This is a genomic window from Janthinobacterium sp. 13 (assembly GCF_002749695.1).
GTDB classification, from domain to species: domain Bacteria; phylum Pseudomonadota; class Gammaproteobacteria; order Burkholderiales; family Burkholderiaceae_D; genus Janthinobacterium; species Janthinobacterium kumbetense.
This window is the reverse complement of the sequence record NZ_PEEQ01000001.1, coordinates 5,292,288-5,311,569: the sequence shown is the minus strand read 5'-3', so window position 1 is coordinate 5,311,569 and position 19,282 is coordinate 5,292,288. Positions and strand designations below refer to the sequence as shown.

The following is a 19,282-nucleotide window of genomic DNA, read 5'->3' as shown; positions in this document are numbered from 1 at the left end:
ATGCAACGAGGCCGGCTGACAGGGGGCACGGGATCAGTCTTGCAGCAATTGCGCCTTCACGGCGTCGAGGATTTCCCCCGACAGGGACTCGTCATCGACGGAACGGGCCAGCACCATGGCGCCCACCATGGCGGCAAACGTGGCGATGGCCTGCTGGCGCTGCTCTTCCGGCGCGCCGTCGGGCAGCAAGCCCTGCAGCAAGGCGAACTGCTGCTGCGTGGCCTGGGTAAACGCGGGACGCGCGCCGGGCGACATGCGCGCCACGTCGACGCCCATGGCCGCCGCCGGGCAGCCGCCGCCGGGCTGGTCGCGGTGTTTCGGGGTGAGGTAGTTGTCGATAATCGCCGGCAGCGCCCGCTGCGGGTCGCTGGCGACCTTCGCCCGCCAGCCTTCCAGCGACTTATTCAAGGCATGCTGGCACGCCTCGATCATCAAGTCTTCCTTGGACGCGAAATGGCCATAGAAGCCGCCATGCGTGAGGCCCGCGTTCTTCATCAGGTCGGCCACGCCGATGCCGTCGTAACCCTTTTCGCGGAACAATCTTGCCGCCACCTCCACGATGCGCTCGCGGTTCAGCGCCGCCTGCTCCCTGCTCACTTTCATGCTGCCTCCCACATTTATGTCAACCATCATATAACTTTGCGCCCGTTTGCGCCACTCTGTTAGCAAGCGCACCGTGCGATGCGGGTGCCGCGCCGATACTGGATAGTCGTTTCCAGGGAGGCCAGCATGAACGAGAACAAGGACCAGTCCGCCGGCAATTTGCAGCGCAGCATCCAGCAGGAGCAAGATCAGAAAGATAAACAGCCCGATGCCGCCAGGCAAGACAAACGGGATAGCAAGCCGCCCGTGCAGACGGGGAGCCGCAGCCAGCCTGCGCCTCCCCTGCCCGCCCAGCACCTGGACAAGCCGGGCGTCGAAGGGCAGATGCAGCTGAAACCGCGCTTCCTGGCGCCCGACTACTGCGGCAGCGGCAAGCTGGCCGGCATGGTGGCCATCGTCACGGGCGGCGATTCGGGCATCGGCCGCGCCGTGGCCGTGCTGTACGCGCGCGAAGGGGCCGATGTCGCCATCATTTACCTGAACGAGCACGCGGACGCCCACGAAACCAAGCGCTACGTGGAAGCGGAAGGCCAGAGCTGCCTGTTGATTGCCGGCGACGTGCGCGACCAGGGCTTTTGCCAGCAAGCCGTCAGCCAGGTACTGGACAAGTTCAGCCATATCGACGTGCTGGTCAACAACGCCGCCTTCCAGGAACACGCCGAATCGCTGCTGGAGCTGAGCGAGGAACGCTTCGACCTCACCATGAAAACCAATGTCTACGGCTACTTTCACATGGCCAAGGCCGTGCTGCCCCACTTGCAGCGCGGTGCGTCCATCATCAACACGGGCTCCGTGACGGGCTTGCGCGGCTCGAAGCACTTGCTCGACTATTCCACCACCAAGGGCGCCATCCACGCATTTACCATGGCGCTGGCCGGCAACTTGATGGACAAGGGCATCCGCGTCAACGCCATCGCGCCCGGCCCCGTGTGGACGCCCCTCAACCCGGCCGACAAGTCGCCCGAGGACATCCGGCAATTCGGCGCGGACACGGACATGCGCCGCCCGGCCCAGCCCGAGGAACTGTCGCCCGCCTACGTCTTCCTGGCCTCGCCCGCCTGTTCCAGCTACATCAGCGGCATCGTCCTGCCCGTCACCGGCAGCGCAGGGGATTGAGCGATGGCGCGCGGGAACTTGCGCAAGACGGCCTGAACCACGCACCCGCTGCAGGCGCATCGCCAGGAAGATAAATGCATTGACTTTGAGCAGGCTTCTCGCTACGTTATGCACACAGCCTGCCACCCGGCAAGCCCTGTCATGCGTACGGAAAAATGGATGCCGAGTTAGATCAGCTTATCCTCAGCGGCGCCCCTGGCGGCGTTGTCATCACGAACGAAGACCATGTCGTCGTGCGCTGGACGGCCGGGGCGCAGCGCATTTTCGGCTATGCCAGCGACGAAACGCTGGGCCGCACGCTGTGGGAACTGATCTCGCTGCCGGGACAGGCCGAGGCAGGCCCGCTGATCGCCGAACAGCTGGCCCTGCACGGCAGCTACGACCGCGAATCGCTGCGGCGGCGCAAGGATGGCGAACTCATCTACGTCGACGTGGCTTGCCAGGCCGCACAAGCCGCGCCGGACGGCCCCCGCTACCTGATTTCCACCATGAAGGACACGACCTTGCTGAAGGCGGCGCGCGACGCCCAGTTCGTCGACGTGCGCTACCGCGTGCTGTTCGAGTCGACGCCGGACAGCGTCATCATGGTCAATGCGACGGGCGCCATCGTGCTGGCCAACCAGCAGGCGCAGCACCTGTTCGGCTACGAAGAAGGCGAATTGAGCGGCAGGCAAATCGATAGCCTGCTGCCGCAGCGCCTGCGCCATGCCCACGTGGGGCACCGCGCGCGCTATTTCGACCAGCCGCGCACGCGCACCATGGGCGCCGACCTGGAATTGCTGGGCTTGCGCAAGGACAACGTCGAATTCCCCGTGGAAATCAGCCTCTCGCCCATCCAGACGGAAATCGGCACCTTCGTCATCAGCGCCATCCGCGATGTCAGCGACCGCCGCCGGGCCGAGCAAAAGTTCCGCGGCTTGCTCGAATCGGCGCCGGACGCCATCGTCATCGTCAACGGCGATGGCGAGATCGTGCTCGTCAACTCGCAAACGGAACGCCTGTTCGGCTACTCGCGCGCGGAGTTGCTTGGGCGCAATGTGGAAGTGCTGATCCCGGCCCGCTACGCGACCGACCATCCGCGCCACCGCCAGGCCTTTTCCACGGCGCCGCGCGCCCGCTCCATGGGCGCGGGGCTGGAACTGTACGGCTTGCGCCGCGACGGCACCGAATTTCCCGTCGAAATCAGCCTGTCGCCGCTGGAAACGGAGGAAGGCATGCTGGTTTCGTCGGCCATCCGCGACATCACGGAGCGCAAGCGCATCGAGCGCACGCTGAACGAACAGAAAATCGAGCTGGAACGGGCCAGCCAGGCGAAGGACCGCTTTCTCACCAGCATGTCGCATGAATTGCGCACGCCGCTGAACGCCATCCTCGGTTTCGCCCAGCTGCTGGCCAATGAAGCCCTGCCCGCGACCGCACTGCAAAAGCGCACCTTCGTGCAAAACATCGTCACCTCGGGCCGCCACCTGCTCACCCTGATCAATGAAATCCTCGACCTGGCGAAGATCGAATCGGGCAGCCTGAGCCTGTCGATGGAAGCGGTGACGCTGCCCGCGCTGATCGAGGAGGTGCGCGTGATGGTGGAAGAACAGGCGCAGCAGCGCCAGATTCACCTGGTGTTTCCGGCCTGCGAGGCGCTGACGCTCAGAGCCGACCATACGCGCCTCAAGCAAGTGCTGCTGAACCTGCTGTCAAACGCCATCAAGTACAACCGGCCGGCCGGCAAGGTGGAGCTGGAAGTCTCGCAGCCCGAGGCGCAGCGCGTGCGCATCGCCATCCGCGACACGGGCAAGGGACTGGACGATGCGCAGATGGCCGAACTGTTCCAGCCGTTTAACCGCCTGGGACAGGAGGCGGGCAGCGAGGAAGGCACGGGCATCGGCCTGGTCGTCACCAAGCGCCTGGTCGAGCTGATGGGCGGCAACATGGGCGTGCACAGCTGCCTCGGCGTGGGCAGCGTGTTTTGGATCGAACTCGATACGATGGCTGCGCCGCCCGCCGGGCAGGCGGAAACGGAATGCCCGCCCGTAGCCGCCGGCGATGCCGTCGACGCCGGGGACGATGCCGGCGGCCAGGCGCTGCTGCTGTACGTGGAAGACAATCCGGCCAGCCTGCGCCTGGTGGAAGACATCGTCAGCTTCCTGCCCCACCTGCGCTTGATTTCGGCCACCGACGCGCGCCAGGGCATCGCGCTGGCGCTGGAACGCCGCCCCGACGTGATCTTGATGGATATCAACCTGCCCGGCATGAATGGCAACCAGGCGCAGCGCATCCTGCGCAACGATACGCGCACGGCGCACATCCCCGTCATCGCCCTGACGGCGAATGCCATGAAGGGCGATATCCGGCATGGCCTGGCCGCGGGGTTTTTCCGCTACCTGACCAAGCCCGTCGAAATCACCCTGCTCAACGCGGCCATCGAGGAAGCGCTGCAGCTGGCGCGCGCCGTCCTGCCGTTCAGGCAAGAGGACTGAAGGCCAGCTTTTTCATCGCCGCATCGAGTCCCTTCGCGCTGCGCGCATAGCCATTCCACGGCGCGTTGCCCACGTCGAGACGGCTGTGGACATTGCCCACGTTCCATTGGTCGCCCGCTTTCAGCTGGTCGAGTTCATCCCAGGCCAGCGGCACGGAAATGCCCAGCCCGGAACGCGTGCGGGCCGACCAGGCGCACACGGTGGTGGCACCCCGGCCATTGCGCAAATAATCGATGAAAATCTTGCCGACCCGGTTGGCGGGATCGCTCTTGACGACAAAACGCGCCGGGATGTGCTGCGCCATGTGCGCCACGATGGCTTGCGAAAACGCCTTCACCGTCTCCCAGTCGTGTTGCGGGCGGATCGGCACGACCACGTGCAAGCCCTTGCCGCCGCTGGTTTTCAGGAACGCGGGCAAGCCCAGCTGCGTCAAAAAGGCACGCAGCAGCACGGCCGCTTCCCGGATGGCGGGCCAGGCCACGCCCTTGCCCGGGTCCAGGTCGAACACCAGGCGGTTCGGCGTGTCGTAGGCGCTGGCCAGCGCATTTTGCGTGTGGAATTCCACCACATTCCACTGCGCCGCCGCCAGCAAGCCTTGCAGGCTGGCCACTGCCAGCATGGGCGGGTGTCCGGGGTCCAGCCGGGCATCGAGCTGCTTGACGCCGGGCATGGCCGACGACTCCGCATGTTTCTGGAAGAACAGCTCGCCGCCCACGCCGGCCGGCGCACGCACGAGCGACACGGGCCGGCCGCGCAGATGCACGAGCATCAGCTTGCCCACCAGCGCGTAATAGCGCACCAGGTCGATCTTCCTGGCGCCGCTGTCCCTGTCGATGACCCGGTCCGCATGGCTGACCCTGAAACTGGCCGGCAAGGCGCCGTCCGGCGTGGAGGTGTTCTGCATCGTCTTCTCCCTGTCGATCGGGCCGCCGCCGGTGACGAATTCCTGGCGCAGCCCGCATTTGAGCTTGACACCGTCCCCGGAACGGCGCGTGGCCTTGAGTCTGGGCCGCCGCGGCACTTGGCGCGGTACGCCAGCTAACAGAGCGCCTGCCCCGGCAAATGTAAGTGTTTGTAATTAGATCAAATCGTTGTCAACGCGATTGCCATACGGCGCGTTTTTGGCTCAGTGACAGGGGAAATGCATCTCCTGAACTACAACCCCACTTCTCGAGGAACTGCACCATGAAAAAAGTAATCGCTACTCTGATCGCCGGCTTGTTCGCTACCGCAGCCTTTGCTCAAACGCCAGCCGTGCCTGCCAAGGCCGAAGCCAAGCACACCAAGGAAGTGGCAAAAGCGGAAGCCAAGGAAACCAAAGCCGTAGTCAAAGCCGATGCGAAAGAAGCAGTCGTCGCCGCCGATGCCAAGGCCGATGTCGCCAGCGCCAAGGCCGACGCAGCCGCCACCAAGGCAAAAGCCCATCACAAAGCGAAAAAAGCCAAAGCCAAGGCTGACGAAGCCAAGACTGAAGCGACCGCAGCAGCAGCCAAGTAAGTCCCTCCGCGCACTTTTGGCGCCACACAAAAAGACAGCTTCGGCTGTCTTTTTGCATTTTCATGCCGCCTTATTCAATGAACGTCGCTTAAATCACCTGATTGTAAGAAAGTGTAAACAAGGTCAACCATAACCTTCCGGGGCGCGTTTTCTGCTCAGTGACACGGGAATCATCCCGGCACCGACAGACATACCAGACAAACCACCACAGAGGACTGCACCATGAAAAAAGCAATTGTTACCCTGATCGCCGGCCTGTTCGCTACCGCAGCCTTTGCCCAAACCCCTGCCGCCCCGGCAGCGTCGGTTCCCGCCAAGGCGGAAGCGGCGCACACCAAGGCTGTCGTCAAAGCCGACGCCAAGGAAGCGCAAGCCGTCGTGAAAGCGGATGCAAAAGAAGCGAAAGCCGTCGTCGCCGCGAAAACGGAAGTGGCCAGCGCAAAAACGGAAGCAACTGCCACCAAGGCCAAGGCCCACCACAAAGCCAAGAAAACCAAGGCCAAGGCCGACGCAAAACTGGCTTCTGCCACCGCTGCAGCGCCAGCATCTGTACCAGCGCCAGCAGCCGCCAAGTAATCATCGACACACCATCACTTACCACTTGCCAGGAAAATAAAATGAAAAAAGTTATCGCTACCCTCATCGCCGGCCTGTTCGCTACCGCAGCCTTTGCCCAAACCCCTGCCACCCCGGCAGCGTCGGTTCCCGCCAAGGCGGAAGCGGCCCACACGAAAGCCGTCGCCAAGGCAGAAGCCAAGGAAACCAAGGCTGTCGTGAAAGCCGACGCCAAGGAAGCGGTCGTCGCAGCCGATGCGAAAGCCGATGTCGCCAGCGCCAAGGCCGACGCCAAAGCCACCAAGGCCAAGGCCCATCACAAGGCCGGCAAAGCCAAAGTAAAAGCGGATGCGGCAAAAGCGGACGCCGCAGTTGCTGCCACACCGGCAAAGTAAGCCAGATGTAGCCACGGGAGCGCATCCGCCGGGTCTGCGCTTGCGTGGCCACTTCGCGTACCAGGGACAGCTTCGGCTGTCCCTTTTGCATTTTGCTCGTCCGGCGCGCCTTCACGCAAACTTCATCGAACAGGCCAGCTTGCGCGCGACAAAACGGCGCAATTGGGCGACACTGGCAATCCGACCATCGCCACGAGAGCTGTCCATGCGCCGCCTGCCGTTCTCACTATTGAGTACCCTCTTCCTGTCATGCCCTGTCCTGGCGCAGGACAGGGCCCCCGCCACCCTCGATCAAGTCCTGCAAGCCCAGGACGGCGACAGCCATGGCGACTTGCGCGCCGTCGTCGTGCTGCGCGACGGGGCCATCGTCGCCGAGCGCTATTACAACGGCGAGACGGCCGACACCCTGCACGACATCCGCTCGGCCGGCAAGAGCATCACCGCGCTGCTGGTCGGTGCGGCCGTGGCGCGCGGCCAGCTGGCGACAACAAAAACGGTGGGCGGCTACTGGCCCGAAGTCGCTGCCAGCCCGGCGGGCAAGGTCGTCCTCGACGACTTGCTGACCATGCGTTCGGGCCTGGCCGCCTTCGATGAAGACGAACACTCGCCCGGCAATGAAGACAAGCTCGATGAAGCGCCCGACCCCGCCGCCTTCGTGCGCGGCGTGCCGGCCGCAACAAAGCCGGGCAGCATCTACCGCTACAACTCGCTGGGTTCGTACATTGCCGGGCGCGTGGTGGAAAACGCCAGCGGCGCCGACCTGGAAGACTACGCCGCCAAGGCGCTGTTCGCGCCGCTGGGCATCACGCGCTGGAGCTGGGGCCGCGACGTGGCACGCCACCCTAAAGGCCAGGGCAACCTGTCGCTGCGCGCGCGCGACACGGCAAAAATCGGCCAGATGGTGCTGGACGACGGCGTATTTGACGGCAAGAGGGTAATCGACGCCGCCTGGCTCAAGGCAGCACTGGCGCCGCGCGTGGCCATCGGCGCCGTCGACCGCTATGCCGACAGCTACGGCTATTTCTGGTACGCGAAGACGCAGGACGTGGCCGGGAAAAAGATCGCCGTGCATTTCGCCTCGGGCAATGGCGGCAACAAGATCTACGTGATACCGGCGCGCCGCATGGTGGTGAGCATCGCATCGAGCGCCTACGGCAAGGGCTACGGGCAGCGCCGCTCGGAAGACATCCTGAAAGCCATTTTGGCCGCGGATGCCACGCAGATGTAAGCGATTGTAATGACCGTCAACGCAAGCGTCCGGGGGCGCGTTTTATGCTCAGTGACACGGGAATCATCCCGGCACCAACAGACATACCAGACAAACCACCACTGAGGACTGCACCATGAAAAAAGTAATTGCTACCCTGATCGCCGGCCTGTTCGCAACCGCTGCCTTTGCTCAAACGCCAGCAGCTCCCGCAGCCTCGGTTCCCGCCAAAGTGGAAGCAGCCCACACCAAGGCCGTCGTCAAGGCTGACGCCAAGGAAGCGCAAGCCGTCGTGAAAGCGGACGCCAAGGAAGCGAAAGCTGTCGTCGCCGCCAAAACGGAAGTCGCCAGCGCAAAAACGGAAGCTGCCACCACCAAGGCCAAGGCGCATCACACTGCGAAAAAAACCAAGGCCAAGGCAGATGCCAAACTGGCGTCGGCCACCGCTGAAGCAGCACCTGCAGCAAGCAAGTAATCCAGTCCATCAGCACCCGATTTTTATTCGCACCATTACCTTATAGGATTTCATCATGAAAAAAGTTATCGCCACCCTGATCGCCAGCCTGTTCGCCACCGCCGCTTTCGCCCAGACGCCAGCCGCACCTGCAGCACCGGCCGCTCCAGCAGCTTCTGCCGCCGCCGTCGCACCGGCAGCCAAGGCTGAAGCACCAGCCGCCGTCAAACCGGCCGCGCACAAGAAAGCCAAGCATCACAAGGCGAAGAAAGCAGCACCGGCAACGCCAGCAGCTCCGGTCGCAGCGGCAGCTTCCGCACCAGCAGCAGCGCCAGCCAAGTAATCGGCGCCATGCAGGCAAAAAAGACAGGGGCTTCCCTGTCTTTTTTTTCGTCCGCTATTTCGTACTCTCTTTCGTCCGCTTATTTCGGCATCAAGACCGTGTCAATGACATTGATCACGCCATTCGATTGATACACATCATAGGTGCTGATGTTGGCGCTATTGCCGCCCTCGTCCATCACGACGATGTTGTGCATGCCGTTCATGGCGAACATCAGCTTGCCCCCGCTGGCCGTGGGCAGGGTCGCCTTACCGTCATGCATCTTGATCTCCTTCGCCAGCGCCTTGAAGTCGTATTTGCCCGGTACCACGTGGTAGGTGAGGATTTTCGTCAGGGTCGCCTTGTTTTCCGGTTTCACCAGGGTGTCGACGGTACCGGCCGGCAGCTTGCCAAAGGCCGCATTCGTCGGCGCGAACACGGTGAACGGGCCCTTGCCTTTCAAGGTATCGACCAGGCCGGCGGCCTTGACGGCAGCCACCAGGGTCGTGTGGTCGGCCGAATTGACGGCGTTGTCGACGATGTCCTTGCTCGGGTACATGCTCTGGCCGCCCACCATGGTCGTCATGTCGGCGGCAAACGGGGCGCTGGCGGCCAGCAGGGAAGTAAAGGCGGTGACAAACAGTGCTGCGGGAATAAAGGTGCGCATGATGGTATCTCCTGGATGACTGCATTTGCGTGATTGCAGGAGTACTTACGCGGCCTTGCCGCAAACGGATTCAACTCGCTGAAAACAAAAAAACGGCGCCGTGCAAGCGCACGACACCGTTTTGACGATGTTTTCCTTGCCGCGGGCCGGGCATGCCAACCCGCGGTGCCGGAAATCAGTTAGCCGCCACCTGCGGCTCCGTCTCGCCCCAGCCGCCGCCCAGGGCGCGGATCAGCGCCACCGTGGTGACGGCGCGGTTGCCGCGCAATTGCACGGCGTTGCGCTCGATGGCCGCCAGGTTGCGCTGTGCGTCCAGCAAATCGAGGTAGCTGGAACGGCCCGCGTCGTACAGCTTTTGCGCCAGGTCGGCCGAGCGGCGCGCCGAGACGACGGCTTCGTCGATCTGCTGCGTCTGGCCCGACAGGATACGCAGGCCGGCCAGGTTGTCTTCCACCTCGGCGAACGCCACCAGCACGCTCTGGCGATACGTCGCCACCGACTCTTCCAGCTGCGCTTCGCTGCGGCTCACGGCAGCTTTATTGCGTCCGCCATCGATGATGGGCATCGACATCAGGGCGCCCAGCAGCCAGGAGCGGCTGCTCCACTTGAAGATGTCCGAGAACGTATCGGACGCACCGCCACCGGAAGCGTTCAAGGTCAACGCGGGGAACATGGCCGATTTCGCCACGCCGATGCGCGCATTCGACGCTTCCATGGTGCGCTGCGCCGACGCGATGTCGGGACGGCGCTCCAGCAGGGACGACGGCATGCCGGCCGGGATCACGGGCAGGAAGCCGCTGTCCTGCAGCGGGTTGACGGTCGCCGTGAAGCTGGCGGCCGGCTTACCCAGCAGGACGGCCAGCGCATGTTCGCTGGTCGCGCGCTGGCGCTGCAGGCCGATGGCTTCGGCGCGCGTGGTCGACAGCTCCGTGCGGGCACGGGACAGATCGAATTCGCCGATGTCGCCCAGGTCATAGCGGCGCTGGTTCACATGCACGCTTTCCTCGCGCAGGCTCACCGTCTGGGCCAGGGTCGCCAGTTCCGCATCCGTGGCGCGCAGCTGGAAGTAGGCTTGCGCCACGTCGGCCTGCAAGGACAACAGCACCGAGCGATAGGTCGCTTCCACGGCCAGCGCATCGCTGCGCGAGGCGCTGACGTTAGCCGCCACTCTGCCGAACAGGTCGACTTCGTAGCTGGCCGTCAGATTCGCCTGGTAGACATTCGTGGCGGCCACCGGCGCGCCGTTCGGCAAGCCGAGCGACACGGCGGAAGCGCGGTTGCGCTGGCCGCCCACGTTCACGCCCACTTGCGGGATGCGGTCCGCTTCGGCGATGCCGGCAATCGCCCTCGCCTGCTTGACGCGGGCGGCGGCGACGGCCAGGTTGGCATTGGCCTGCGTGGCTTCGTTGATCAGGCTTGTGAGGGCCGGATCATTGAAGGCCAGCCACCACTCGCCGCGCGCCTGGCGCTCGGCTGGCACGCCCTGCTTCCAGCGCGTGCCGTCGGCCGCCGTCTGCACGGCGGACAAGGCTTGCGCTTCCTTGAACGCCGCAGGCGTCTCGATCTGCGGCTGCTTGAACTCGGGCGCCGCGCAGGCGGCCAGCAGCACGGCTGCGGCCATGGCGGTCAGCACAGGCTTGACGCGCCAGATGATTTCCTTGGTTTTCAATATATATCTCCTTCCAGGTTCAATGCTGGCGCGGCGGCAGGCTTGGCGGCAGCATCGGCTGGTTTTTTCTCAAAACGCTGCGCCAGGGTGCGCAGCAATACATAGAACACGGGCGTCAGGAACAGGCCGAAGAAGGTCACGCCCAGCATGCCGGCGAAGACCGCCACACCCATCGCATGGCGCATTTCCGAACCGGCGCCGTGCGAGAACACGAGGGGCACCACGCCCATGATGAAGGCGATCGACGTCATCAAAATCGGACGCAGGCGCAGGCGGCACGCTTCCAGCGCCGCTTGCACGACGGTGCGGCCATGCTCTTCCAGTTCGCGGGCAAATTCCACGATCAGGATCGCATTCTTCGACGCCAGCCCCACCAGCACGAACAGCGCGATCTGGGTAAACACGTTGTTGTCGCCACCGGTCAATTTGACGCCCAGCAAGGCGCACAGGATGGACATCGGCACGATCAAAATCACGGCCAGCGGCAGGGTCCAGCTTTCATACTGGGCGGCGAGCACGAGGAACACCAGCAGCACGCACAGAGGGAAGACATAGATCATCGTATTGCCGGACAAGATGTCCTGGTAGGTCAGCTCCGTCCACTCATACGAAATCCCCTGCGGCAGCACTTCCTTGGCGATGCGTTCCAGCGCGGCTTGCGCTTGGCCGCTCGACACGCCAGGGGCGGCGCCGCCATTGAAGTCGGCTGCGGCATACGCGTTGTAGCGCTGCACGCGGTCCGGACCATAGCTATCCTTGACGCGCATCAACGACGACAGCGGGATCATTTCGCCTTTGTCATTGCGTACCTTCAGCTGCGCGATATCCTGGGCATGCGAACGGAACGCGGCATCGGCTTGCACGCGCACCTGGTAGGTGCGGCCAAACTGGTTGAAGTCGTTCACGTACAGCGAACCGAGGTTGATCTGCAAGGTCTGGTAAATCGTTTGCAGCTGCACGCCCATCTGCTTGGCTTTCACGCGGTCGACGTCGGCGAACAGCTGCGGCACGTTGATCTGGTAACCCGAGAACACGCCCGCCAGTTCCGGCGTCTGGTACGCTTTCGCGGCCAGCGACTGGGTGGCGTTGTACAGCGCGTCGTAACCGAGGTTGCCGCGGTCTTCGATCATCATCTTGAAGCCGCCGATGGTGCCCAGGCCGTTGACGGGCGGTGGCGGGAAGACCATGATGAAGGCGTCCTGGATGCCGCCCAGGCGCTTGTTGATCTCGGCCGCGATGGCGCCGCCCGACAATTCCTTGCTGCTGCGCTCATCGAACGGTTTCAGGGTGGCGAACACGATGCCGGCGTTCGGCGCATTGGTGAAGTCGTTGATCGACAGGCCGGGGAAGGCGATGGTCGATTCGACGCCAGGCACCGACTTGATGACGTCGGACATGCGGCGCACGACATCTTCCGTGCGGTCCAGCGAAGCGGCGTCAGGCAATTGCGCAAAGCCCACCAGGTATTGCTTGTCCTGCGCCGGCACGAAACCGGCCGGCACGGACTTGAAGGTGAAGATAGCGGCAACGACCAGCAGCGCATACACGCCCAGCGACGCGCTCTTGCGGCCCAACACGCCCTTCACGCCCGCTTCATAGCGGTGCGAAGCGCGGCCGAAGAAGCGGTTGAACCAGGCGAAGAAGCGGCCGAAGACCATGTCCATGCCGCGCGTCAGCGCGTCTTTCGGCGCATCGTGCGGCTTCAGCAGCGCGGCCGACAGGGCTGGCGCCAGGGTCAGCGAGCTGAAAGCGGAAATCACGGTCGAAATGGCGATCGTCAGCGCGAACTGGCGATAGAACTCGCCGGACAGGCCGGGCACGAAGGCGATCGGCACGAACACGGCGCACAGCACCAGGGCGATGGCGACGATAGGACCGCTGACCTCTTTCATGGCCTGGATGGTGGCGTCGCGCGGCGACAAGCCTTCCTCGATGTTGCGCTCGACGTTTTCCACCACCACGATGGCGTCATCGACGACGATACCGATGGCCAGCACGAGGCCGAACAGCGACAGCGTGTTGATCGAGAAGCCAAAGCCCAGCATCACGGCAAAGGTACCGACAATCGACACGGGAACGGCCAGCAGCGGAATGATCGAGGCGCGCCAGGTTTGCAGGAAGATGATCACCACCAGCACCACCAGGGCAATCGCCTCAAGTAAGGTATGGATCACGGCTTCGATGGACGAGCGCACGAACTGCGTGGGGTCGTACTCGATGCGGTATTCCACGCCTTGCGGGAAGTCTTTCTTCAGTTCGTCCATCTTGGCGCGCACGTCGGACGACAATTGCAGCGCGTTGGCATTCGGCGCTTCGAAAATACCCATGCCGACGGCCGGATTATTGTTCAGCAGCGAACGCAGCGAGTAGCTGTTGGCGCCCATTTCCACGCGCGCCACGTCTTTCAGGTGCGTGACGGCGCCGTCGGCATTCGTGCGCACGATGATGGCGCCGAATTCCTCGGGCGTCTGCAGACGGCCCTGGGTATTGACGGTCAGCTGGAAGTCCGAGTTTTTCGCCGGCGAGGCGCCGATGACACCTGCAGCCACCTGCACGTTCTGCTCGCGGATGGCGTCGACGACGTCATTGGCCGTCATGCCGCGCGCCGCCACCTTTTGCGGGTCGAGCCAGATGCGCATGGCATAGTCGCCGGCGCCGAAGATCTGGATGTCGCCCATGCCGGGCAGACGCGCCAGTTGGTCCTTGACGTTCAGCACCGCGTAGTTACGCAGGTACATGTCGTCATAGCGCTTGTTCGGCGAGACCAGGTGCACCACCATGGTCAGGTTGGGCGACGATTTGACGGTCGTCACGCCGATCTGGCGCACTTCCTCGGGCAGGCGCGGCAAGGCGCGCTGCACGCGGTTCTGCACCTGCGTCTCGGCCTGCTCGACGTTGGTGCCGATCTTGAAGGTCACGGTCAGCATCATCGCGCCATCGGACGTGTTTTGCGAGGACATGTAGAGCATGTTCTCGACGCCGTTGATCTGCTCTTCGAGCGGCGCGGCCACGGTTTCGGCGATCACTTTCGGGTTGGCGCCCGGGTATTGCGCGCGCACCACCACGGATGGCGGCACGACGTCGGGATATTCGGAGATGGGCAGGCCGAAAATCGACAGCAGCCCGGCCACGAATATGACAATCGACAGCACCGCCGCGAAAATCGGCTTGTCGATGAAAAAGCGGGAAAAATTCATGTTTATTCCTTGGAAGTCGATGCTGCTTTCGCGGCGATCTTGGCGTCTTTTACTTCAGGTTTTGCGGGAGCGACAGGCGCGGTCGGGTCGAAATCCATGGCCACCATCTGCGGCGTCACGGGTGCGCCGGGACGCACGCGCTGCAAGCCGTTGACGACGATCTTTTCGCCCGCCTTCAAGCCTTCGCGCACCACGCGCAAGCCGTCCGAATTCGGGCCCAGCTTGACGGCGCGGTATTCGGCCTTGTTGTCGGCGCCCACCACGTACACATATTTGCGGCTTTGATCCGTGCCGACGGCGCGGTCGCTGATCAACAGCGCCGTGCTTTGCGCCTGCGGGCCGTTGCCGCCGTCGAGCTGGATGCGCGCGAACAGGCCCGGCACCAGCTGGCGCTCGGCGTTGGCGAAGGTGGCGCGCATGCGCACGCTGCCCGTGGCCGGATCGAGCTGGTTGTCGACGAATTCCAGCTTGCCTTCGTGCGGGAAGCCCGTTTCGTTGGCCAGGCCCACCTTGACGGTGACGGGCGTGCCCTTTTGCGCCGTGCCGGCCACGCGCAGATACGTATCTTCATCGCCGTCGAAGCTGGCGTAGATGCGGTCCGTCGACACCACGGAGGTGAGGATGGCGGAAGCGTCGATCAGGTTGCCGACGGTGATTTCCGCCTTGCTGACGCGGCCGCTGATCGGCGCCTGCACCTGCGTGTACGACAGGTTCAGCTTGGCTGCTTCATATGCGGCTTGCGCCGAGCGGGCATTCGCGTCCAGCTCTTTCAAGCCCGATGCCTTTTCATCGAATTCGCGCTGGGCGATGGCTTTTTCAGCCAGCAGCTTTTCAGCGCGCGACAGTTCCAGCTTGGCCAGTTCCGCCTTGGCGCGGGCGGAAGCGGCCGTGCCTTCGGCGCGCGACACTTCGGCCTGGAATGGGCGCGGGTCGATGACGAACAGCACGTCGCCTTTTTTGACTTCGCTGCCCGGCTTGAAGTTGACGGCCGTGATGAAGCCGCCGACTCGCGAACGGATTTCCACGCGCTCGATCGCTTCCAGGCGGCCCGAGAATTCCTGCGTTTCCGTAATCTGTTTTTCCACCACGGCGGCGGCCGAGATGGGCGGGCCGCCGGCCGCTGGCGCGTCGGGCACCTTGCTATTGGCCGAATCGCAGCCGGCCAGGCTCACGGCCACCAGTCCTGCCAGCGCAAGCGAGGCAGCCAGGGGCTTCAGCAGAGTGGAAAATTGTTGAACGTTTTTCATTTTATTTCCCTGTTTTATGAAAATTTCTAATGGTATGGGCGGCAGGAAGCAACCCAGCTTAAAAAGTGAATGGTGGTGCCATGGCGCCCGACGGCGCTCGATCAAAGGTAAACAGGCCGCCAGCTGCTTAAAAGCGGACGGGGACGACGAAGCTGGCTGTGCGAACGCACAACTCAGGCAGGAAGGGAACTACACTGCGTAGTGTAGCAACCAAAACTCAAAAAGTAAACTGATTAGTGTAAGTTTTTTTGCGGTGCCGCGGATGGCGGCGTCATGACTCGGGCTCCTGCCCCAGTCCGGCGACGAAACTGCTAATTTCGCTCAATACCTGCACCTTGCAAGCGCACTCATTGCGGGCGGTGGCGTCCTGCAGCGGCGCGGCGGCCATGCGCCGCACGGTCGTCTTGATGCCGCAGGCGATCAGTTTGCTGCCGTATTGTTCAGCCTCGTCGCGCAATGGGTCGTCTTCGCTGGACAGGATGAGCGCTGGCGGCAGGTTCTTCAGGCGGCTCGACTGCAATGGCGACGCATACGGATGGGTACGGTCAGCGGCATTCGGCAGGTAGCCGCGGTAGGCGGCGGCGCATTGATCGGCCACTTCCGCCAGGTCAGGACAGGTCGGCAAGTTGCGCATCGAGCAGGTCGACAGGCCGGGGTCGAGCATGGGCATGATCAGCACCTGGCCCGCGAGGGGCGGTCCGCCCCGGTCGCGCGACATCATGGCGCATACGGCAGCCAGGTTGGCGCCCGCTTCGATGCCCGACACCACCATCTGCTTGCCCGTCCAGCCCAGTTTGGACTTGTTCTTTTTTGCCCACAGCAGCACGGCATGCGCGTCTTCCACGGCGGCGGGAAATGGCCGCACACGGGCCAGGGTGTAGTTCGCGGCCAGCACCACGTGGTCGGGGTTGCTCAGCACGAGGCAGCGCAGGAAGTCGTCCGCATCGTCCAGGTCGCCGTCGACAAAGCCGCCGCCATGGAAGAAGACCATCAGGTTCGGCTGCTTGGCGCCCGGCACGCCGGCCATGTAGACGCGCGCGCCGAGCGCATCCTGCGCGCCCTGCACCTGGATGTCACGTATCTTCAGCGCCTGGCCAGGTGCCAGTTCGGCAGCGGTGTCGGCAAAGCTCATTGCGCCACCACCGGCTGCACCGCAGCATCGAGCACCGTGTCGTTCAGGCACAACAGGGCGACGCCGCCCACTTCATGGGTCAGGGCGCTATAACCGCTGGCTTCGCTTTGCGCCGCCATCGAGTATGCATCCGTCGATACCATCGCGGCCAGAGCGAGCGAGCTCATAGCGAGAGCAAGCACTGCAAAGATTCCATTCCGATGACCCATGATTTTTCTCCTGTGAACTTCCTGCGACAATCACATTTATGCTGCAGTACAACAACTATAGACTTGATCTACAATCTGATAAAGAGTGCAATGACGAATTGATTGTTCAGGATTATGAATAATCAAGCATGAAGTGATAAGGAATCAAGTGAACAAGCTGCAAGCCATGGAAGTTTTCATCCAAGTCGTCGATGCGGGCGGCTTTACGCGCGCGGCGGAAAACATGCAGCTGCCGAAAGCCACCGTCTCGACCCTGATCCAGTCGCTGGAAGCGAGCCTGTCGGTTAAGTTGCTCAACCGCACCACGCGCCACGTCAGCATCACGTCCGATGGCGCCGCCTATTACGAACGCTGCGTGCGCATCCTGTCGGACGTGCGCGAGGCGGAGGAATCGCTGTCGCGCACGCGTTTGAGCCCCAGCGGGCGGCTGCGCGTGGACGCGCCCACGGCCCTGGCCAGCGAACTGATCATCCCCGCCCTGCCCGATTTCTTTGCCCGCTACCCGGACATCTCGCTGGAACTGGGCTGCAGCGACCGCCCCGTCGACCTGATCGAGGAAGGCGTCGATTGCGCCGTGCGCGGCGGCGAATTGGGCGATCTGAACCTGATCGCGCGCCGGGTCGGCGTGCTGCACTTCATGACGTGCGCCTCGCCCGGCTACCTGGCGCAGCACGGCACCCCGCTGCATCCGGACGACCTGGCGCAGCACCGAGGCGTGAATTTTTTCTCCGCCAAGACGGGCAAGACCTTCGATTGGGATTTCACGCGCGCCGGCGACCGCATCCAGATCGCCATGCCCAGCCATATCGCCCTGAACGATTCGAATGCCTACACGGCCGCCGGCCTGGCGGGCCTGGGCATCGTGCAAATGACGCATTTCATGCTTGCGCCCCTGATAGAACAAGGCAAAATGGTGGAATTGCTCAGCGAATGGGAATCCGACCCGCTGCCCATCCACGTGATCTATCCGCCCAACCGCCATCTGTCCGCCAAGGTGCGCGTGTTTGTCGAATGGGTCGCCGACATGTTTACCAACCACCCGGCCACGCAACTGAAAGGCAAGAGCAGCCTTCCCAGCGCGCGCGCCACCCAGACCGAGGCCCAGCCATGACCGCAGCAAGCACATCGCCGCACCCGCACCGCATCGTCTTTCTCGACCGCGACAGCCTGATCGCCACCATGCGCCCGCCCGCCTTCGCCCACAGCTGGCAAGAACATGCGCACACCAGGGGCAGCGAACAGACGGTGGCTCGCCTGCAAGGCGCCACCATCGCCATCACGAACAAGGTGCCGCTGCGCGCGGCCGAGCTGGCGCAATTGCCGGACCTGCAAATGATCGCCGTGGCCGCCACGGGCACGGATATCCTCGACCTGGCCGCCTGCCGCGAGCGGGGCATCGTCGTGGCGAATATCCGCGACTATGCGCGCGCCACCGTGCCCGAGCATACCCTCGCCTTGATGCTGGCCCTGCGCCGCCAGTTGGTCGCCTACCGCGCGGACGTGGAGGCGGGCCTGTGGCAGGCGTCCGACCGCTTCTGCCTGTTCGGCCACCCGATCCGCGACCTGGCCGGCAGCCGCCTGGGTTTGCTGGGCTACGGCGCGCTGGGCAAGTCCGTGGCCCAGCTGGGCCGCGCCTTCGGCATGCAGGTGATCGTGCACAACCGTTCGCCCATCAATGAAGATGGCGTGAAGGAAGTGGGCTTCGACGAATTGCTGGCCAGTTCCGACGTGCTAAGCCTGCACCTGCCCCTGACGGACAAGACGCGCAACATCATCGGAGCGAAGGAACTGGCGCGCATGCAGCCGACCTCGCTATTGATCAACACGGCGCGGGGCGGCCTCGTCGATGAAGCGGCGCTGGCCGAGGCATTGACGAACGGCGTGATCGCCGGCGCCGGTTTCGACGTGCTATCGAAGGAGCCGCCTCCGCCCGACAACCCGCTGCTCAATTTGCGCCTGCCCAACTTCATCCTCACGCCGCACACGGCCTGGGCCAGCGGCGAAGCCATGCAGAAGCTGGCCGACATTTTGATCGGCAACGTGGAAGCGTTCGAACGGGGTGCGCCCACGAACGTGGTGGCATGAGCCTGTTAAACGAGCTGGATGAACTGCTGTGCAGCGACGACGATGAATACGACCGCCTCGACCTGTTTCTCGAGGCGGACGAGCTGATCGGGCAACTGCAAGCGGCCGACGTGCCCGAGCTGCTGGCCCTGTGGCGGGCGCGCAGCCCGTGCTGGCAGCAGCGTTTCACGCAAGCGAGCAGCAACATCGACGGCGCCGTCCTGCGCGCCCTGCTGGCCGGTTTGCTGCAGATCAAGGAGCCTGCCCACGGCGTGCTTGAATTGATGTCGCGCCTGCCGCCCGTCGCCGACAACTCTGCCCTCAGCGACGCCCTGCTCGCCTACGCCGAACAAGCCTGGCATGCGGCCCCGGCGCGGCAGCGGCAAATCCAGATCAGTTGCTGGAGCTGCGGACTGTCGGGCCGGCTGTTGAAGCGGCTGGGACTGGCGTCGTGGAAAGACGCGGGCTTATAGG

At 63.7% G+C, this 19,282-nt stretch carries 18 protein-coding genes and 1 pseudogene; 11 read left to right on the top strand and 8 right to left on the bottom strand.

Annotation, left to right across the window (positions count from 1 at the left end):
- Nucleotides 1–33: 33 nt before the first annotated feature.
- Nucleotides 34–603, bottom strand: coding sequence for a TetR/AcrR family transcriptional regulator (locus CLU94_RS23415; protein ID WP_099667387.1), 570 nt, complete (start codon nt 601–603; stop codon nt 34–36).
- A gap of 126 nt (nt 604–729) precedes the next feature.
- Between CLU94_RS23415 and CLU94_RS23410 the strand changes: the two genes are divergently transcribed.
- Nucleotides 730–1,719 (top strand): SDR family oxidoreductase, encoded by a 990-nt coding sequence (locus tag CLU94_RS23410; protein ID WP_099667386.1) that lies wholly within the window; start codon nt 730–732, stop codon nt 1,717–1,719.
- 155 nt (nt 1,720–1,874) lie between these two features.
- Nucleotides 1,875–4,193, top strand: coding sequence for a PAS domain S-box protein (locus tag CLU94_RS23405; protein WP_099667385.1), 2,319 nt, complete (start codon nt 1,875–1,877; stop codon nt 4,191–4,193).
- Here CLU94_RS23405 and ligD read toward each other — a convergent pair.
- Nucleotides 4,177–5,079: pseudogene (gene ligD / locus CLU94_RS23400) on the bottom strand (non-homologous end-joining DNA ligase); the annotation flags it as partial. The gene CLU94_RS23405 and the pseudogene ligD sit on opposite strands and share 17 nt — an antisense overlap.
- A 299-nt stretch (nt 5,080–5,378) precedes the next feature.
- Between ligD and CLU94_RS23395 the strand changes: the two are divergent.
- The 6 genes from CLU94_RS23395 (at nt 5,379) to CLU94_RS23370 (ending at nt 8,644) form a co-directional block, all read left to right on the top strand.
- Nucleotides 5,379–5,690, top strand: coding sequence for a hypothetical protein (locus CLU94_RS23395; protein ID WP_099667384.1), 312 nt, complete (start codon nt 5,379–5,381; stop codon nt 5,688–5,690).
- A 222-nt stretch (nt 5,691–5,912) separates the two neighbouring features.
- On the top strand, nt 5,913–6,266 hold the full coding sequence (locus tag CLU94_RS23390; RefSeq protein ID WP_099667383.1) for a hypothetical protein: 354 nt from the start codon (nt 5,913–5,915) through the stop codon (nt 6,264–6,266).
- Nucleotides 6,267–6,307: 41 nt separating this feature from the next.
- Nucleotides 6,308–6,640: a hypothetical protein gene (locus CLU94_RS23385; protein ID WP_099667382.1), complete on the top strand. Its 333-nt coding sequence runs from the start codon at nt 6,308–6,310 to the stop codon at nt 6,638–6,640.
- Between the two features lie 205 nt (nt 6,641–6,845).
- On the top strand, nt 6,846–7,868 hold the full coding sequence (locus tag CLU94_RS23380; protein ID WP_099667381.1) for a serine hydrolase domain-containing protein: 1,023 nt from the start codon (nt 6,846–6,848) through the stop codon (nt 7,866–7,868).
- Nucleotides 7,869–7,983: 115 nt separating this feature from the next.
- Nucleotides 7,984–8,322, top strand: a complete 339-nt coding sequence (locus CLU94_RS23375; protein ID WP_099667380.1) for a hypothetical protein — start codon at nt 7,984–7,986, stop codon at nt 8,320–8,322.
- A 55-nt stretch (nt 8,323–8,377) separates the two neighbouring features.
- Nucleotides 8,378–8,644, top strand: a complete 267-nt coding sequence (locus CLU94_RS23370) for a hypothetical protein (protein ID WP_099667379.1) — start codon at nt 8,378–8,380, stop codon at nt 8,642–8,644.
- 79 nt (nt 8,645–8,723) lie between these two features.
- Here CLU94_RS23370 and CLU94_RS23365 read toward each other — a convergent pair whose 3' ends face one another.
- The 6 genes from CLU94_RS23365 to CLU94_RS28470 form a co-directional block, all read right to left on the bottom strand.
- Nucleotides 8,724–9,200 carry a fasciclin domain-containing protein gene (locus CLU94_RS23365; protein WP_257219082.1) on the bottom strand — a complete coding sequence of 159 codons (477 nt, stop codon included), beginning with the start codon at nt 9,198–9,200 and terminating at the stop codon, nt 8,724–8,726.
- A gap of 265 nt (nt 9,201–9,465) precedes the next feature.
- Entirely contained in the window at nt 9,466–10,911 is a 1,446-nt protein-coding gene (locus CLU94_RS23360) for an efflux transporter outer membrane subunit (RefSeq protein ID WP_099668453.1), read from the bottom strand.
- Nucleotides 10,912–10,955: 44 nt separating this feature from the next.
- On the bottom strand, nt 10,956–14,156 hold the full coding sequence (locus CLU94_RS23355; RefSeq protein WP_099667378.1) for an efflux RND transporter permease subunit: 3,201 nt from the start codon (nt 14,154–14,156) through the stop codon (nt 10,956–10,958).
- 2 nt (nt 14,157–14,158) lie between these two features.
- Nucleotides 14,159–15,403, bottom strand: coding sequence for an efflux RND transporter periplasmic adaptor subunit (locus CLU94_RS23350; RefSeq protein ID WP_099667377.1), 1,245 nt, complete (start codon nt 15,401–15,403; stop codon nt 14,159–14,161).
- A gap of 271 nt (nt 15,404–15,674) precedes the next feature.
- Nucleotides 15,675–16,535, bottom strand: coding sequence for an alpha/beta hydrolase (locus CLU94_RS23345; protein WP_099667376.1), 861 nt, complete (start codon nt 16,533–16,535; stop codon nt 15,675–15,677).
- Nucleotides 16,532–16,702: a hypothetical protein gene (locus CLU94_RS28470; protein WP_156894740.1), complete on the bottom strand. Its 171-nt coding sequence runs from the start codon at nt 16,700–16,702 to the stop codon at nt 16,532–16,534. The genes CLU94_RS23345 and CLU94_RS28470 overlap by 4 nt, the downstream gene beginning before the upstream one ends.
- Nucleotides 16,703–16,892: 190 nt before the next feature.
- Here CLU94_RS28470 and CLU94_RS23340 point away from each other — a divergent pair, with 190 nt between their 5' ends.
- From CLU94_RS23340 to CLU94_RS23330, 3 genes are read left to right on the top strand one after another with little or no spacing between them, the layout of a single operon-like run.
- Nucleotides 16,893–17,855: a LysR family transcriptional regulator gene (locus CLU94_RS23340; RefSeq protein ID WP_099667375.1), complete on the top strand. Its 963-nt coding sequence runs from the start codon at nt 16,893–16,895 to the stop codon at nt 17,853–17,855.
- The gene (locus tag CLU94_RS23335) at nt 17,852–18,829 is read left to right on the top strand and encodes a D-2-hydroxyacid dehydrogenase (RefSeq protein ID WP_099667374.1); all 978 of its coding nucleotides are present in this window, start codon (nt 17,852–17,854) and stop codon (nt 18,827–18,829) included. Before CLU94_RS23340 ends, CLU94_RS23335 begins: the two co-directional genes overlap by 4 nt.
- Nucleotides 18,826–19,281: a hypothetical protein gene (locus CLU94_RS23330; protein WP_099667373.1), complete on the top strand. Its 456-nt coding sequence runs from the start codon at nt 18,826–18,828 to the stop codon at nt 19,279–19,281. The genes CLU94_RS23335 and CLU94_RS23330 overlap by 4 nt, the downstream gene beginning before the upstream one ends.
- Nucleotide 19,282 lies beyond the last annotated feature (1 nt).

What these genes read in the sequence shown, in the direction of transcription:
- CLU94_RS23415 (WP_099667387.1), bottom strand. Translation starts at nt 603, where the DNA reads ATGAAAGTGAGCAGGGAGCAGGCGGCGCTGAACCGCGAGCGCATCGTG.
- CLU94_RS23410 (WP_099667386.1), top strand. Translation starts at nt 730, where the DNA reads ATGAACGAGAACAAGGACCAGTCCGCCGGCAATTTGCAGCGCAGCATC.
- CLU94_RS23405 (WP_099667385.1), top strand. Translation starts at nt 1,875, where the DNA reads ATGGATGCCGAGTTAGATCAGCTTATCCTCAGCGGCGCCCCTGGCGGC.
- CLU94_RS23395 (WP_099667384.1), top strand. Translation starts at nt 5,379, where the DNA reads ATGAAAAAAGTAATCGCTACTCTGATCGCCGGCTTGTTCGCTACCGCA.
- CLU94_RS23390 (WP_099667383.1), top strand. Translation starts at nt 5,913, where the DNA reads ATGAAAAAAGCAATTGTTACCCTGATCGCCGGCCTGTTCGCTACCGCA.
- CLU94_RS23385 (WP_099667382.1), top strand. Translation starts at nt 6,308, where the DNA reads ATGAAAAAAGTTATCGCTACCCTCATCGCCGGCCTGTTCGCTACCGCA.
- CLU94_RS23380 (WP_099667381.1), top strand. Translation starts at nt 6,846, where the DNA reads ATGCGCCGCCTGCCGTTCTCACTATTGAGTACCCTCTTCCTGTCATGC.
- CLU94_RS23375 (WP_099667380.1), top strand. Translation starts at nt 7,984, where the DNA reads ATGAAAAAAGTAATTGCTACCCTGATCGCCGGCCTGTTCGCAACCGCT.
- CLU94_RS23370 (WP_099667379.1), top strand. Translation starts at nt 8,378, where the DNA reads ATGAAAAAAGTTATCGCCACCCTGATCGCCAGCCTGTTCGCCACCGCC.
- CLU94_RS23365 (WP_257219082.1), bottom strand. Translation starts at nt 9,200, where the DNA reads ATGGTGGGCGGCCAGAGCATGTACCCGAGCAAGGACATCGTCGACAAC.
- CLU94_RS23360 (WP_099668453.1), bottom strand. Translation starts at nt 10,911, where the DNA reads ATGGCCGCAGCCGTGCTGCTGGCCGCCTGCGCGGCGCCCGAGTTCAAG.
- CLU94_RS23355 (WP_099667378.1), bottom strand. Translation starts at nt 14,156, where the DNA reads ATGAATTTTTCCCGCTTTTTCATCGACAAGCCGATTTTCGCGGCGGTG.
- CLU94_RS23350 (WP_099667377.1), bottom strand. Translation starts at nt 15,403, where the DNA reads ATGAAAAACGTTCAACAATTTTCCACTCTGCTGAAGCCCCTGGCTGCC.
- CLU94_RS23345 (WP_099667376.1), bottom strand. Translation starts at nt 16,535, where the DNA reads ATGAGCTTTGCCGACACCGCTGCCGAACTGGCACCTGGCCAGGCGCTG.
- CLU94_RS28470 (WP_156894740.1), bottom strand. Translation starts at nt 16,702, where the DNA reads ATGAGCTCGCTCGCTCTGGCCGCGATGGTATCGACGGATGCATACTCG.
- CLU94_RS23335 (WP_099667374.1), top strand. Translation starts at nt 17,852, where the DNA reads ATGACCGCAGCAAGCACATCGCCGCACCCGCACCGCATCGTCTTTCTC.
- CLU94_RS23330 (WP_099667373.1), top strand. Translation starts at nt 18,826, where the DNA reads ATGAGCCTGTTAAACGAGCTGGATGAACTGCTGTGCAGCGACGACGAT.